Origin of the sequence: Bacillus cereus group sp. RP37, assembly GCF_040459695.1 — a bacterium.
In the GTDB taxonomy this organism is placed as follows: Bacteria; Bacillota; Bacilli; order Bacillales; family Bacillaceae_G; genus Bacillus_A.
Genome location: NZ_JARVHP010000002.1, coordinates 143,726 through 159,327, shown reverse-complemented (window position 1 = coordinate 159,327; position 15,602 = coordinate 143,726). Strand labels below are relative to the sequence as shown.

The following is a 15,602-nucleotide window of genomic DNA, read 5'->3' as shown; positions in this document are numbered from 1 at the left end:
TTCTTATTTGTTAATATAAATTGAAACTAAATTAGATTTTCAAAATATCACCAATCAATTTAATCTCTTCTCCCTCAATAACTATCCCATCACCATCTTTACAAGCATAAATCTCCTTATTTTTCAACTTAGAATAATCCTTTAATAAATCTAAATATTTTTCACTTTGTTCCTCGCTCCAATGAGGCATAAAATCAAAATCTACAATACCTAGGGAACTTCTATCCTCTAGTCCTATAATATCCTCGTCTAAAAATTGGGCTGTATCAATACTTTTAGTTGTTATTATACTACCAGCACTAACACCAATTAAAACCCCACCATTTTGCAAATATGATTTTAATGAATGCAATAAATTTCTTTTTCTTAAGGAATATAAAAAACGAAATGTATTTCCACCAGAAAGATGTATTCCATCATAATTAAATATGTCATTAACCTTTCTTTCATCGTATTCTTTGTCTAAATCAAAATATTTCACATTATTAATTCCTAAATATCTATAGTATTTAACTACATAATTAAAATATTTTCCTGTTACATCTGAAGATGCTCGAAGATATGCTATTGAAGGATTTTCTTTATTTAACAACCTTAATAGTTCATAATCCAATTTTCTATCTTCTTCTACTTGATCACTGTATAATACTACTTTTCTCATTAAACTCCCCCCTATTTTCTAGTTAATAACTTATCAATTTTGGATTTTCTAAATTTTTTGACCTTTCTCGCACAAAAAATAATACCCATTTAATATATAACTTTTTTAGTATCTCTTAAGGTACATTTCCTAAAAGCGGTATTCCATATCTGGACTCGATAATTCTTTTTTTATCATATTCTTTTAAAATAAATTTCAAATAGTCTATCAACTAAAGAGATAGACTATTTAACGGATTTAATTTATTTTTTATGTGTCAGTCCTGAATGTTTAATCACACATCCATTTTTTAAAATTCCCTAATTACTCCATTATGTCATAGGCTTTAAACAGGCCTTCAAGTTCAATATTATTCATAGTTTCATCTACGGAAATCATATATGAGGTAATAACTGATGAAACTTTTTTAGCAAGTTCTAATCTTAATTTAAGAGATACTCTACCTCCATAATCGATAAGCTCATTAATTACTTCTTTATAGTCAGATGGCGATGTTATTAAAGCCGTACTTAAAAATGCTTTTCTGGCACTATGGCACATAGTAGGCCCTCCAACATCAATTAATTTTCTTATTTCTTCTAGTTCTTTATAATCTTTCATATAATGAACTGAATTCTTCCCTTTTCAATTTCTTCAAACTTGCTATAAGAAGATTCCAGTAATTTTTTTACAATTCCCATTCTTTTTGAATATACTATTTCATTGGTTAACTCTATTAATTTCCCCCTCATAACCTTTTGCCCATAGACTTGAACTACCCCCACTTTCACTTCGTTTAGAAGTGAGGGATTCCTAAGTAAAGAGTTCTATCGAACTCTAATTGATTAGGCTAACCCCGCAGTCCTTGCGGTTAGAAGCCTTATCGCTTCATTCTTTATATTGATACTTGCGTTAATATCCCTATCATGGTGTGTACGACAAGAAGGACAGTCCCATTTACGTAGGTTTAGATTTTTAACGTCTTTGTTTTGATATCCACAACAAGAACATAATTGGCTGGAAGCAAATGTTTTCGATACGACAATGACTTGTTTGCCATACCATTTTGCTTTATATTCCAACATGGTTCGAAACTGTGACCAAGATACTTCACTAATTGCTTTTGCTAACTTACGATTTTTTAACATATTCGATACTTGCAAATCCTCTATACCGATAACATCGTGGTTTTTGATGATTTCAGTTGAGATTTTGTGCAAGTAATCTTTCCTAGCATTTGATATGTATTCATGAATTCTAGCTACCTTTACTCGTTGTTTATTCCAGCGAGAAGATCCTTTCATTCTTCTAGAAAGAACACGCTGTGCTTTCGCCAACTTATCTTCTAATAATCGGAAAAACTTCGGATTTTTATAGGGTTTACCATCTGACAAAATAGCGAAATCTTTTAGTCCTACATCTATTCCAATGTAAGAATGTGTTTTCGGAAGTTCTTGTACTTCTGTTTCAACTAATAGTGACACAAAATATCTGCCAGAAGGGTTTCGTCTAACAGTCGCATTTACAATACGTCCCTTTACTTCACGGCTTTTGGCAAATCGAACAAGGCCTAGTTTCGGCAACTTTATTTTGTTCCCTACAACGGCAATGTTTTCATTTGTTTGTTTTGTGGTGTAAGATTGTACGTTATTCTTCTTAGATTTAAAGCGCGGTGCGCTGTTTTGTTTTTTAAAAAAGCGAGTATAAGCATCGGCAAGGTTGCGAACAGACGACTGAATCGCAATACTATCCACTTCTTTTAGCCAAACAAACTCTTTCTTCATGGCAGGGAGTTTGGCAGAGCATGTACCATAGGTCAAGCCTTTTCCTGTCTCTTTGTATGCGTGATCCCATAAGGATAGGAAATGATTGAATACAAAGCGGGAACAACCAATCGTTTTGTTGATTAGAATTGCTTGTGCTTGATTTGGATAGATACGAAACTTATAGGCTTTATTGATCATCATTTCATTCACCTCCATTTCGGTATATAACTATTATACACCGAACGTACATTCGATAGATAGTGAAGTAACACTTTCTGTATGTCGAACAATTAAGATGGCTTCCTGCCATCCCTTGTTCGAAGCCAATTCATCTCCCACCTACTCACTGGACTGTGACCCTTCACGCTCCTTGAGGAAGGAGTCTTCTTGGCTAAAATGATAAAGAATAATTCCTAAAACGAAATACATTAACAGCTTAATCTTTAACGCATTATTACTTGTTACAGCCAGATTAATAGTGAAAATTATAAGCGCATTACCAAAACCACTAATAACGCTTTATAGATAACAAAAATATTCCCTTATCGTTTTCTTTTTTGAAAAAGCTTATAAATACTAAGTATATATACACTAACCATACACTGGTAAATATAAAATAAAGTGCAACTTCAATACTATTAGGAAGCCATACAAAAACAAATTCCCATGATACTCCTCTATACAGGATATATGGAATTAAATATATACAGTAACTTATTCCCAGCATGAACAGAAAAGAAAAAACAAGCTTTAATAAACTCTTTTTTCCATTTGTATTTAAATACCTTTGTTTATTTAATATTGCTTTTAATGCTTTTAATGTAAAAAATAATATGCTTAAAACTATTAAAATTGAAATGCATATAATTACACTAGCTATTGTATCTGCGCCTTTATTTAAATCTATTATATTTTTATTGTAAGTGCCCTCTTCTAAAATCTTATTAATACCTTGACCTATAAGTTCTACATATTGTGAGTTCGTATTACTTAGTACTGCAACCCCGACTTTATCCCTAGGATTAAATACTATAAATGAAGAATAGTTAGGATTATTCCCGGCATGTGAAATTTGATTTTCACCCTTTGGATAAATGAACCAACCACTAGCATAGAATGATCCATCACTTAATGGTCTAACTGTACGATTGGCCTCTTGAGATTTTCCAACTATGTCTTTATCAAATTTCAAATCATTTAAGGTGCCCAGCTGAATCTTAAGCCACTTAGCCATATCTTCAGCACTGGAGATAATATACCCAGCCGGCTTATTCCCTCTATACACAGGCGCATCATATACAACATTTTTTAAGAATTCGAGTTTATACCCTTTAGCGATATATTCATTAACAATCTCATTTTTATAAAGATAAGTATTATGTAAACCCAATGGCTTTAAGACATTTTCTTCAATATAGCCTTCATAAGATTTCCCTGTCACTTTTTCAATAACCAACCCTAAAACATCATAATTTATAGTTGCATACTGGAAATCCCTACCTGGTTCACTATCTAATTCTATATTAATTAAGGTTTTAACTGTTTCTTCAAGTGCATTATCTTCATTAGAAACTGGTATCTTATCTATCGTTTTAAAAGGTATACCACTTGTTTGATGTAATAATTGTTCTATAGTTATTGAAGCTTCCTTACCTTTATATTTAACTTTTAACCATGGTATATATTTAGTTACTTCATCTTCAAGTTTAATTTGTCCACTTTTTTCTAAATTAAAAATTCCTAAAGCAGTAACTGCTTTACTATTAGATCCTATTTCAAACAAGGATTTAGAAGTAACTGACTTTTTAGCATCTATATCTGAATATCCAAATCCTTTTTGATAAACAGTCTTATCACCTTTAACTAAGGTAACTGCTAGTCCTGGAACCTTACCTTTATCCATATTTTCTTCTATAAACTTTTCTATTTTTAGTTTTGTATCATTTGTTAATAAATTTATCTGCTCAACCTCATTGTCTAATGCATTTCCCTTAAGTGGTAATACAACTATACTGAGAAAAACACTAAGTATAACTAACAATTTTCTTAATTTTTTCATAATATTATACCCCTTGCGTAACTTCTAATTAAACAATGCATCTAAATCTTCTTGCGAAATTTCTAAAGCATCAAAATTCGATGGGGTGAATTCCTTGAAATCCTTTTCTATGCACTTATCTAAAATTAGTTTCAAAGTTGTTCCTTTAATGATTTAATATTATCCTCTTTCTCCTCATAATCCACCTTAAAATATGCAGGGTACATACTTGTAAACCATCCAACAGTTCTAGATATGTCAATTTGACCATCTATCAACTCTCTTCCGTGTCTTTCAAGTTCAACTATTACTTCATTTTTATTAGTTAATCTATTAATTGTAAGTACTAAACCGATTATCAAAGCTTCATTAAGTTCAATATTATAAATTTCATTTATCTTTTTCATTAATAAGCTTTTTACTCTTCTATCTTTTCTCTGAATTAATTAACAAACATAATTTTTTAACATTTCCTCGCTGATATCTAAAATTTCCACAGCATATTTTTCCCATAAATCTCCTTATAATACTTCTTTTAGACATCATCTTACTAATAATTACTTTTATTTTAATTTTTATCAATTCCACTAATTTGAATTATACTGCCTACGAATTATTTTTTCATTTTTTTAAGTAGTTATATTCTGATTTTTAATGATGCGTTGAATTTAATTATTATAAAAACACATGAAAACTGCCTAATATAGTTCTTATTAATGCAATAATAAAGGAGATGGCTCATACCATCTCCTTCTCAAATTCAACCTTTAGTTTTTCTACATTTATATTGTCTATCTCATATATCCTTTCAGCCATACGCTCAATTAACCCTACAACTAGCGCATTTCCCATACAGAAATACCGCATTCGATTAGACATACCAGTATTCGTCCAATCATCTGGGAAGCCATTTAATCTTTCACACTCAATCGGTGTTAAAAATCGAAATCCTTTTTCATCTTTTACTACATGCGTACTTCTATTTATAGTTGCTTCACTTGTTAGCATTGTTCTGCCTGGTTTATCTAACAGTTCCGGGAATGCCATTCCACCCTCAGAAAAAATATATTTATGACCAGTTGCTGCGGTTCTTTCAATTTTTTTAGGACCTTTTAGATACTCAAATTTTTCAATAGCCGTCTCACTTAGGTAATATTTATCATCTACATTTTTTTCTAATATAGATCTTAATGGAATAGGACTTTCTTCTATCGCTATAAGCTGGGCTGTATAAATTCGCCCATCCCTCATAATCCCTGCATTCCAGTAACCTGCTGAAAAATTATCAGATACATCAACAATATCAAGCGGTAACTCAAACTCTTTAGCTGGGTGTTTCGGTGAGGATTCAGCCTGTACAGGAAATGAAATGGCGAAGAAGCCTTTATGATGTAATAAACTATAATCTGTCTCATCCTTATGCGTAATCGTATAAGGGATATCATTTCGATATGCAAAAATAAAAATGCGACGCCTTCTTTGTGCTTGTCCATACTCAGCTGCATTAATGACACGCCATTCTACATGATAACCCAAATCTCTAAACGTAGCTAACATTACAGAAAAATCTCTACCTCTTTGTTTAGATGGTGACTTTAATAACCTGTCTACATTCTCAAGCAACACATACTTAGGGCGTTTTATATTTACTAATCTCTTGATTTCCCAAAATAATACGCCTTTTTTTCCTTGTATACCCTTTTCTCCAGATAAGCTACGTGCAACTGAATAATCTTGGCATGGAAAACCACCTACAATCATTTCTGCTTCTATTTTTTGAATCTCTTCATCGGTTACGGTAGCAATATCTTGGTTACAATGAATCCCCTTATCCTGAAATCGTTGGGCATAACAATGAAAAGCATCCTGTGCCTTTTTTGAAGGTTCCCACTGGTTTCCCCATACTATTTGAAAGTGGCCGATTTTCTCTAATCCGATTCTAAATCCACCCACTCCTGCAAATAGTTCTATAACATTTATCATATTTCACGAACATCCTTTCGACATATTACTTCAGTATAGACGAAAAGAATGGAAATGAACAGAAAGAACGAGACTTTTTACCTTTCTTCTTCCATATCATTATTAGGTATTGTACTTATTGAACTACCCCCACTTTCACTTTGTTTAGAAGTGAGGGATTCCTAAGTAAAGAGTTCTATCGAACTCTAATTGATTAGGCTAACCCCGCAGTCCTTGCGGTTAGAAGCCTTATTGCTTCATTCTTTAAATTGATACTTGCGTTAATATCCCTATCATGGTGTGTACGACAAGAAGGACAGTCCCATTTACGTTGGTTTAGATTTTTAACCTCTTTATTTTGATATCCACAGCAAGAACATAATTGGCTGGAAGCAAATGTTTTCGATGCGACAACGACTTGTTTGTCATACCATTTTGCTTTGTATTCTAACATGGCTCGAAACTGTAACCATGATACTTCACTAATTACTTTTGCTAACTTATGATTCTTTCACATATTCAATACTTGCAAATCCTCTATACTCTTCAATTTTTGACTTGGAGAAAACCCATAAACTGCATCTGGATTTTCAAGTATATCTTTTACTGCCTTTGGATTATCCATAGGGTTATTCTTATAAGCAAATCCAGTATCACCCGTACCCTTAACACCCCTACTTGTCATATACTGATAATCCACTTTCGGAGAATGCTCCCCCTCCCTCTGTGACATTTCCTACTCCAGCTATGACGAAGCCGTTTCCCTCACCTAGGATCCATTTGTACTCCAGTAATATTTTTATTGCGTGCTGGATTTTTTCATTCCCCTACAAAAAGGTTGTTTTTACGGTTGTAGCACCTTTGTTCCATAGGCTTCCGATTTTGTCGGCAAATCCTTTTGCTGTGGAGGCTACAAAGTTTACTCCCTCTTTTACTTTGCGGCTGGCTGTTTTTATGCCATCGACAGCTGCCTTTTAGTAGATCTTTTTATTTTCTCAATCTAACAAAATATTAATTTTTTATTTATTATATCTTATTTCTATACTGAGATGAAAAAAGCACTTATTGCCTTCCATAGACAATCAAGTGCTTTAAGTTCATATGTTTGTAAAATGCCACCTTACCTAAACTCGTACTTTTTTTCTATTCTATCATTGGACACAGTACCCAATGATGGGTCAACCATCATGAAGTACGTAATTTCAAACACTTATTTCTTTCCCTAAAACACTAACCTTTATTCTGCTTTTTAATCATTTCCATCCCATTCATAAATCTCTTAATAGAATCCTCATTCTTCAATAATTCACTTAAGTATAACAATACATCAAACTCCTCAGGGTCTGCATCATAATAAATCATTCCTGGATCAATAAAAGGCTCATAAACTATATTACAGATATTTTGTCCTCCTATTGTTACACTAAAACATCTTTTCAATTTTGAAACATAACTATTTGTACAAATTAGATTTTCTATAGATGTTTCAAATGATTTTCCATTATAGAAAAAAAATAGTTTGTTATCTTTAACATAAATACCAACTACCTGTCCATCTTCACTAAATCCTCCGACGCCTTGTCTAACCAACTTTACTTTATTTTTTTCAACTACTGAATATCCGTTAGGTTCTAATATAATATACGTTCCTGTCTTAGAGTAATTATTCATAATTATCATAAGTTATCCTGTCCCTCCTAATGCTCTAATCCTAATAGTGTGTTTATTACATCATCTTTTTGCATTGATTTTTGAATTATAATTTTCCATACTTGTTCATCTGATTCATAAATTCCTTTATCAATGTACGAATCTCTTATCTTATTAAACATACTCTCAGCCGTCGGTCCTATTGGATTACCATATTTTTTTATATTTCTTTCCTCTAAACCGGCTCTCTCCTCAGCAGTCATATTTTCCCTCGCTGCATTTTTTTGCTGATTACGTGCTTCTACAACATGTTCAGCTATTTTTTCTTTAGAAAATCCTTCAGATATCATTTTTTCGATATCACTTTCTAATTGTTTAGATGCTTCAAGATAATCTTTTCTTACATTTTGCATTTCTTTTGTCCATTCAACATTTGTAAAGTCATATTCTGGTTTATTATATGCAGTACCCTCTTTTGGTAAATATCCATATGCTCCATTATCATCAGCATGTATCTGTTTAAGTACATCGGGCTTTACTTTTTCTAAAGGTATTCCCTCACCCGTTTTACCAACACCAGTTTTACCCGTACCCTTATTTCCACTAGAACTGCCCTCGCCTTTAGCAAACTGATGGGTTGATAGCTTTTCTTCAACTCGATGAAAATCAGGTGTATCAAATTTAGAGCGTATATTATTTGCACCTGCATAGGCAAATTGATTTTTTGGCATTAGAATATTATTCAACATGTCAACGCTTTGCTTAAACTTATCTAAAGTTATTACGTTTTTAGTGCCTTGTATAAAATTTACACTTTCACTAAGTTTTGAGGTTTTGCCTAACGTTGAAACTTTATCTACACCTTTTGTTCCTACAAATAATTCAGCGATTGCTAATTTAACTTGCATCTCTACATTTCCATACCATTTAGCCCTGCTATTCCAATCTCCATTTACAACATCTTGATTCCACGAATCAGAAATAGCTTGTTCTACAGCAGCAAATGTTTCGTCGATGTGAGAAAGAGCATACACAGCACCCTCAACACTATCTATTGGATGTAAAATTGTGTTTAATATTCCTTTAAGTTCATCTAACACCGCTTCATTTTGCCCTTTTTTGTAGTTGTAATATTGCCCAATAAGGGGAGTGTTTTCTATCTGGTGAATAAACTTTTCGTACAACTGATCCATCGCTTCAACGTTATTTCCAACAGTATCTTTAAATTTATCAAACAACGATTCTTCTATAATACTGATTTCTTCAGAATGATGTTTTTTCTCTTCTGTAATCGCTTGGATAGAAGTCGTCCATTCCATATTCAAGCCCTGTGTACTAAACGTACCACTAACAGGACTAAATCCTTTCCCACTTTGAACTTCGGCAAGACCAGTAGCAATACTAGCTGCTAATTGAAGGGCCGTGCTGTAGTTATTACTGGATGTATAATTGAATTCATATAAATGCTCTAATTTTTCTTCAAGTTTTTTTCTCATCTCAACTAAAACAGCTACAATTGCGTCTATACCAGGCATTGGTGTAGCTTCATCTATCACTTCTATACTTGCAATCATTTGATTGATTTCTTGAATTTGCTCTCTTACTTCTTGTTCGATTACATCCGTGGAAGCAACTTGTGATTGAAAATCTCTTGGAAAAGCATCATTTTGACGAATTAATTCTTCACATAAATAAATAATACCCTGTGCTAAAGGACGAAAGGTTTGGACAAAAAATATTTTTGCACTACTATATGTTCGTCCTTGCAGAACCGTATCAGTTGCAAAAGCATCAATCGACTGAATGACTTGTTCCATGCCTTGAATCGTAGCGGTACATACAGCATTCATGCTTTGAGTCTGATTTTGTACTTCCCCTAAATACATATTTAAACTCATGCTTTGTCCTCCCCTTTTAATTGCTGTTGCCTATAAATAAGGTTGGTTTCTAAATCAATAAGATCGCATCTTTCTTTAAGCAATATTTCTTTGTGATTTTCCAATTCAAGTAATGATTCACTCTCGAGATGTTCCGATTCTTGAAGCTTATTTATAAAAAAATTAGAAATTTATCTATCACCATGCCATGTTTTTTTAAGTCCTATTAAATAAACGATTATTTCGATTTCTCAATTCGTGAAATCCTATTACCGCTTGTCTCTGGATTTGAATCGCAGCTTGATTTCGACCCTGTTTTTCAAATATTATCCGAAATTCTTAATTTAATTGATTTATTTGCTTTTCAATGTTTTGACCCATCTTTTTCTCCCTCTCCTTCTCTCTTTACTGTAGATTATCACATTAGTGAAATGTCTTTTGTAGTTCGTTATCCATTCTTTCAAACTCCTTAGCTGTTGAATGAATATTATCAACTGCTTGTTGAAAGGTCCCACAAAATTGTCTAGTCAAATCCAGCATTTGTTGATTCGTTTTTTGTGCTTGAGCATTAACAGATAGTGTAGTACGACTCGCCTTTTTTATAGAAAGATTTTTCGTACTTTGGATTGTATCCGAATTATTTTTCATCGATGTAGCGATTTGTTTAGCCGTTTGAAAATTACTTTGAAAGTTCTCCATTATTTACACCCACTCATTTCATAAAATCATATAGAAAATTATACCATGTAAGAATATTTCAATGTATCAAATATTTTTAGTAAAGCAATGTATAAGCTATAGGTGAATCAGGCGTGGAAGGTGGACTGGTAAAAACTGTCTAAATATATAATCCATCTACGGGTACATGGTTGTAAATAACAGATTTGAATACAGAAAGATGGGGAAATAATTAAGTCTCATTAAACAATAAATACATCTATCAAATACATTATATTTATATATAATTATAATAGGTTTCAATATACTTATTAAGATAATATATCGTTTTTAGGGAGGAAATGTTTTGAAAAGAAAATTAGTTGAATTATGCTCTGCACTATCTATTAGTACCTTAACAATACTTGGAGTTGGACATTATACCGCTCATGCTGAAGAACTCTTTGCTGATGTACCACAAAACCACTGGTCATATACAGCGATACATGACTTAAAAGAAAAACAAATCCTATCTGGATACGGAAATGGGATATTTGGCTTTGGAGATGATGTAACACGAGAACAAGTTGCTATTCTTATGTACAATTACCTCAAACCAGAAAATAAAGAAACATATACTAACCCTTATTCAGATATCAATTCTCTCACAACCCATTACTCAAAAGAGATTTTATCTCTCACAAACTTAGGAATCTTCACTGGAGATGAACATGGTAACTTCCGCCCTAAGGATACTTTAACACGTGCTGAAATGGCTTCTGTATTAACGAAGGCATTCCAGCTAAAAGCAACGGGAGCATTTACTTTTAAAGATATACCGAATGAATTTTGGGCAAAAAATGCAATTCATGCTATTCATTCCAACCATATCGCGGAAGGCACAGGTAACAATAACTATAGTCCATATATGAAGGTATCTAGAGAGCAGTACGCACAATTTATCTTTAATGCTATGAACAGGAATAATGAACCCGATAATAATAATTTACCACTTATACCTGTTGAAGAAGTTGGAGAAATTGGAGAGTCTCATGTTACTAATGGTGGAACACTATTTAAAGGATAAAATGCACTAATACAATATTTATAATTAGCCATCTATATCTACTTTCGAATAATACACTGAAAGTTTGTTAACACTAGAAAAACCAAGTCTCCAATTCCCCTGGAGCTGAGCAGTTAGTTCATTCTAACTGCTCTTTTTATTTTTTATTGTAACCCTTCCATAGTACCTCCATATGTTGTATAGAGATATCTCCTTCTAAATTATCATTGATGCCTCTTTCAAGTCCTAATACACACCTTAAAAGAGCACTTTTAAAAAGTGCTCTTTTTACTTTGCATGTCACTCATCCTTGTATAAGGATAATAATACTCTTTAATTTTATCTTTAGAAAGGCAATAACCTCCCATAAAACAGTATGATAGGAGGTTATTAAAGTCATTTGAAATTTGTTTTTTGTTTTAATGTTTTAATGTTTTAATGTTTTAATGTTTTCCATTTTAGCAAATGATACTATTGTTTAATTTGAGAAGCAAATTTTAAAAACAAACTTCTTTATTTCAAGATCATAATTTTTTCTTTTACAAATACTGCAAACCTCTCTAGGTCACCTTCCTCAATTAAATTCATCACTTCACGTTCGCCATCATGAAAAAAAATGATTTTCTTTCCTGTTAATAATCCTTTTTCTACATCTATTGAATTAATTTTGGCATAATTAAATACTTTAAACGTTTCACTCCCTAAATATTTTGTATAAAAACACATACGTTCATTTGTAGCGACCAATATCCCTTTTCTTTGACTACCCATACCAAATACTTGATATTGAAACATTCCATATAGGCTATTTTCAATAATCTCATTTTCATTAAGATGTGATTGTACCAATGTCATAGCCGTTTTTATATTTTTCATGCCAACTCCTCCTGTATTCTCCCTTTATTAACTATAAAGATATTATAATATCCATATTTTTATCATACAGGATAAAGAGTTTAAATTCCAATTAATACCACTTTTTTAACTGTGAACAATCCTACGATGAATTGAGATTTTAACTTTTGAATATTTTATTTAATACTTACTAATAATATAAATAAATTGGTAACAGCCAATCTGTATCCATAATGAATCTCTAATTTTCTTGAATTCTCCCTGAGGCAAGGCGGCTATTTTTTATAGCTGCCTTTCTTGTATGAATTATAAATTTTTACACATACTATTAACGGAAGGCTTGAATCATTGTCATTGAAAATGTTCAGCACTTCCGCTCCTTAAGAGAACAGTCTACGCAACTGTTCTCTTTCCTATTTCCTTTTTTCACACATATAATAGAGAACAAGCATTATTAACTCCGCTACAATCAATCGCATTGCAACATTTTCAACGTTTCCTCAACAATTTCTCAATATTTTTCATGGACAACAGCACACTTTCTCAACAGGTTTAATATCTTAATATTAAATACTGAAAGGAGATGTTGAAAAATGACTTGGTTCATTATTTTAGGATTTATGCTTATTTTAATAATAAGCGGTTTTCATGCACATAGTATTCATATCATTTTCAAAATAGGTTCAGATACAAAAGCTGTGCCAAGTTGGTCTTTCGTTAATAAAATAAACTTCCAAACATTAAAAGAATTAATAAAAGGACTAAATAAGGATAAACTTAAAATCCTTACAATAGGAGAACTTGTTATTCCTTTAAGTTTCTTTAATAGATTATTTAGCAAAACATTAATTTTTCTATTCCTATTCTTTTACTCTCAATACTTAAACTAACGTAATATGAGATGAGTTAAAAAATAACAATCACTGCGCGTAGCATACCAACAATCGATCGCCTATGATGAACTGGACCTGAAGAATTAAACAAAAAATTAAGCGGCTGTTTGAATGTGAGTCCGGTATTGTACTGGACTCATTCCTTTTAACTGTACTTTGATTTTTTTGCGATTGTAATGACCTCTATAATTATCTAATACTATCTTAATATGATCTATACTTTCGAATTTTGTAAGATAAATTACTCTTGCTTTGTCTTGATCTGTAATTCCATCTCTTTTTGAACGAAGGCCTTTAACTTTTTTAAGTAATCGATTTCCATACGTAAACATTCATTTTCATCTTTTAATGCCTCTATAGCCTCTTCAATAGCTGCATTATCTAACTTCGATCTTATATTTGTAATTCCCATAGCTGGATCCCCTTTCTTCTTTTATATAGGAAATCCATGTCTTATAAATCATATATTCCCCTTCATCTACGGACTATTTCAATGAATTCCTTAAGAAAAACGATTCATTTATTTCCTTTGTATTTAATCTATTTCTAAACATTTCAGATATACTCTTTGATAAATCCCACTATATTCATTCCATATTTTTCTCTCCTAAATGAACCGTAGTACATATTATCTACAACATATTTATAGGTTTTAATAGTATTTTTACAAAATCTTCTTATATTTAAATAGACATACCACTTTAATCTGTCAACTTCACCTATATTGATAAATACGAAAAAACAAATTTATTTGACATTTCGATGACTTCTGACAGGAAAATATATACATTAAATAAAACCTGATATATCTTTAATTTGTAAGTTGTAGTTAGTTGGCCAACTTTCCATACAATTTAATAATTTAAAATATGGGGGATCTAAAATGAATCAAGTATTAAGAAAAAGTAAGAAAAAAATGATGTATCTAGTTGGTTCACTTCTAATTTCTCTATCAATGTTTTCAACTACTAGTTTTGCAGCTACAGAAGGTGCTGTAAAAAGTGTTACAAATAGTACCTATACCGGAATTGCAGCTGATATAAATCTACCAAAATCAGTTGTTGTTAAAGATGGATATGTGAATTGGTATTTAGGTATTGGAGCATCTAAAGTTGAGGGTGGTATTTCCAAAACACCAAGTGGATATAAAGTATTTCTAAATTCAGGATATAATGAATCAGGTCAAAACAGTAAGTATTGGAACACACAGTTTGATGCGTCAATTAAAGATGGTGATCGAGTAAATCTTAAAATAGTTAATAACGGAAATGGTACGGTTACTATGTATGTAAATGGAAACCCTAGATATGCAAATCAGCCTGTATATGGCTCATTTTCTCAATATGAACCAGTAAAAATGGTTCAGGGGGTTGAAGATACTGGACGTAACTCCTTTAGCCAAGCTAGCTTTTCAAATGTACTTCTAAGAACAGATACATCTGGGGCTACCTACAAAAGTTGGAACAGTTCAATTTCTTCCTCATTTTCAAGACACGGTACTTATGGTAACAATTTCACAGTTTATTCTCAAGTACCATTAAGCGCAAGTTTACGCTAAAGGTGTTATTTGAATCATAATGTTTTTATGAAAAAGTAGTTGCACTTGCAGCTACTTTTTTTATATAAAGTACATTGTATTAGATATTTGCGCAAACATAAATGACATCTTTCAACTTTTTCAAAAAATAAGCTGTTTATTTAAATGTTATGTACAAAAAAGCGTAAAAATATTTAATTTCTACGCTTTTTATAGGCTAATCAATTCATTCACTTACTATTACAATGCCTCAAATTCATCAATTTCAGCTTTACGCTTTAAAAATAGTTCCATATCTTTACTCTCTCTTTCTATTAAACCAAGAGCATGTGTATCATCCAAGGCTAACTCTTTATATCCCCATATATAATCTATAGTTTTATCTTTGACATGTCTGTGTTCTGCACAATACCATTCTATAGGTTGTAACGCATCAGATATTTTAAATAATTCTGCTGGATACCATGATGGCATATTTTCACGTTCTCCTAAGATTAAGTATGTTAATTCACCACTTTGTAACTTACATATGCCATAAACAATATACTCCTTCTTAATAACTAAGTTAAATATTTCCTCGGTTGCCTTTGTTAGATAATCTTCAATGTTGTACAAACAAGTTACTTTCACAATAAACGCCCCTTATTTATTTTTTATCTCT

Annotated in this window: 16 protein-coding genes and 2 pseudogenes; 3 read left to right on the top strand and 15 right to left on the bottom strand. The window is 31.8% G+C overall.

The window, feature by feature from the left end:
* Positions 1-31: 31 nt before the first annotated feature.
* The 11 genes and pseudogenes from QCI44_RS29100 to QCI44_RS29045 all read right to left on the bottom strand — a co-directional run bounded on the left by QCI44_RS29100 (position 32) and on the right by QCI44_RS29045 (position 10,632).
* Complete coding sequence (locus QCI44_RS29100) at positions 32-661, bottom strand: Type 1 glutamine amidotransferase-like domain-containing protein (protein ID WP_016135858.1); 630 nt, start codon at positions 659-661, stop codon at positions 32-34.
* A gap of 303 nt (positions 662-964) precedes the next feature.
* A complete protein-coding gene (locus QCI44_RS29095; RefSeq protein ID WP_016135857.1) occupies positions 965-1,261 on the bottom strand; it encodes a hypothetical protein in 297 nt (98 codons plus the stop codon).
* A 224-nt stretch (positions 1,262-1,485) separates the two neighbouring features.
* Positions 1,486-2,607, bottom strand: coding sequence for an IS200/IS605 family element RNA-guided endonuclease TnpB (gene tnpB / locus QCI44_RS29090; RefSeq protein WP_016135856.1), 1,122 nt, complete (start codon positions 2,605-2,607; stop codon positions 1,486-1,488).
* A 307-nt stretch (positions 2,608-2,914) separates the two neighbouring features.
* Positions 2,915-4,465, bottom strand: coding sequence for a serine hydrolase domain-containing protein (locus QCI44_RS29085; RefSeq protein ID WP_016135855.1), 1,551 nt, complete (start codon positions 4,463-4,465; stop codon positions 2,915-2,917).
* Between the two features lie 131 nt (positions 4,466-4,596).
* A complete protein-coding gene (locus QCI44_RS29080) occupies positions 4,597-4,851 on the bottom strand; it encodes a condensation domain-containing protein (RefSeq protein WP_016135854.1) in 255 nt (84 codons plus the stop codon).
* Between the two features lie 331 nt (positions 4,852-5,182).
* On the bottom strand, positions 5,183-6,427 hold the full coding sequence (dcm, locus tag QCI44_RS29075; RefSeq protein ID WP_016135853.1) for a DNA (cytosine-5-)-methyltransferase: 1,245 nt from the start codon (positions 6,425-6,427) through the stop codon (positions 5,183-5,185).
* A gap of 193 nt (positions 6,428-6,620) precedes the next feature.
* A pseudogene (locus QCI44_RS30685) lies at positions 6,621-7,380 on the bottom strand (RNA-guided endonuclease TnpB family protein); the annotation flags it as partial.
* A 256-nt stretch (positions 7,381-7,636) separates the two neighbouring features.
* Positions 7,637-8,086, bottom strand: a complete 450-nt coding sequence (locus tag QCI44_RS29060) for a hypothetical protein (protein WP_016135851.1) — start codon at positions 8,084-8,086, stop codon at positions 7,637-7,639.
* Between the two features lie 17 nt (positions 8,087-8,103).
* Positions 8,104-9,954 carry a T7SS effector LXG polymorphic toxin gene (locus QCI44_RS29055; RefSeq protein ID WP_016135850.1) on the bottom strand — a complete coding sequence of 617 codons (1,851 nt, stop codon included), beginning with the start codon at positions 9,952-9,954 and terminating at the stop codon, positions 8,104-8,106.
* A pseudogene (locus QCI44_RS29050) lies at positions 9,951-10,263 on the bottom strand (DUF3958 family protein). Before QCI44_RS29050 ends, QCI44_RS29055 begins: the two are co-directional and overlap by 4 nt.
* A 93-nt stretch (positions 10,264-10,356) precedes the next feature.
* The gene (locus QCI44_RS29045) at positions 10,357-10,632 is read right to left on the bottom strand and encodes a TIGR04197 family type VII secretion effector (protein ID WP_016135849.1); all 276 of its coding nucleotides are present in this window, start codon (positions 10,630-10,632) and stop codon (positions 10,357-10,359) included.
* A gap of 325 nt (positions 10,633-10,957) precedes the next feature.
* Between QCI44_RS29045 and QCI44_RS29040 the strand changes: the two genes are divergently transcribed.
* The gene (locus QCI44_RS29040; RefSeq protein ID WP_016135848.1) at positions 10,958-11,677 is read left to right on the top strand and encodes an S-layer homology domain-containing protein; all 720 of its coding nucleotides are present in this window, start codon (positions 10,958-10,960) and stop codon (positions 11,675-11,677) included.
* Between the two features lie 492 nt (positions 11,678-12,169).
* Here the strand turns inward: QCI44_RS29040 and QCI44_RS29035 are convergent, their stop codons facing one another.
* Positions 12,170-12,532: a PH domain-containing protein gene (locus tag QCI44_RS29035; RefSeq protein WP_016136249.1), complete on the bottom strand. Its 363-nt coding sequence runs from the start codon at positions 12,530-12,532 to the stop codon at positions 12,170-12,172.
* A 572-nt stretch (positions 12,533-13,104) separates the two neighbouring features.
* Here QCI44_RS29035 and QCI44_RS29030 point away from each other — a divergent pair.
* A complete protein-coding gene (locus QCI44_RS29030; RefSeq protein ID WP_000219733.1) occupies positions 13,105-13,401 on the top strand; it encodes a hypothetical protein in 297 nt (98 codons plus the stop codon).
* Positions 13,402-13,499: 98 nt separating this feature from the next.
* Here QCI44_RS29030 and QCI44_RS29025 read toward each other — a convergent pair whose 3' ends face one another.
* Complete coding sequence (locus QCI44_RS29025) at positions 13,500-13,607, bottom strand: IS3 family transposase (protein WP_223838211.1); 108 nt, start codon at positions 13,605-13,607, stop codon at positions 13,500-13,502.
* Positions 13,608-13,645: 38 nt separating this feature from the next.
* Entirely contained in the window at positions 13,646-13,816 is a 171-nt protein-coding gene (locus tag QCI44_RS29020; RefSeq protein ID WP_171902948.1) for a hypothetical protein, read from the bottom strand.
* 471 nt (positions 13,817-14,287) lie between these two features.
* Between QCI44_RS29020 and QCI44_RS29015 the strand changes: the two genes are divergently transcribed.
* Entirely contained in the window at positions 14,288-14,962 is a 675-nt protein-coding gene (locus QCI44_RS29015; RefSeq protein WP_064475141.1) for a hypothetical protein, read from the top strand.
* A gap of 219 nt (positions 14,963-15,181) precedes the next feature.
* On the opposite strand, the gene QCI44_RS29010 is transcribed toward QCI44_RS29015, so the two are convergent.
* Positions 15,182-15,571 carry a hypothetical protein gene (locus QCI44_RS29010; RefSeq protein WP_353811600.1) on the bottom strand — a complete coding sequence of 130 codons (390 nt, stop codon included), beginning with the start codon at positions 15,569-15,571 and terminating at the stop codon, positions 15,182-15,184.
* Positions 15,572-15,602 lie beyond the last annotated feature (31 nt).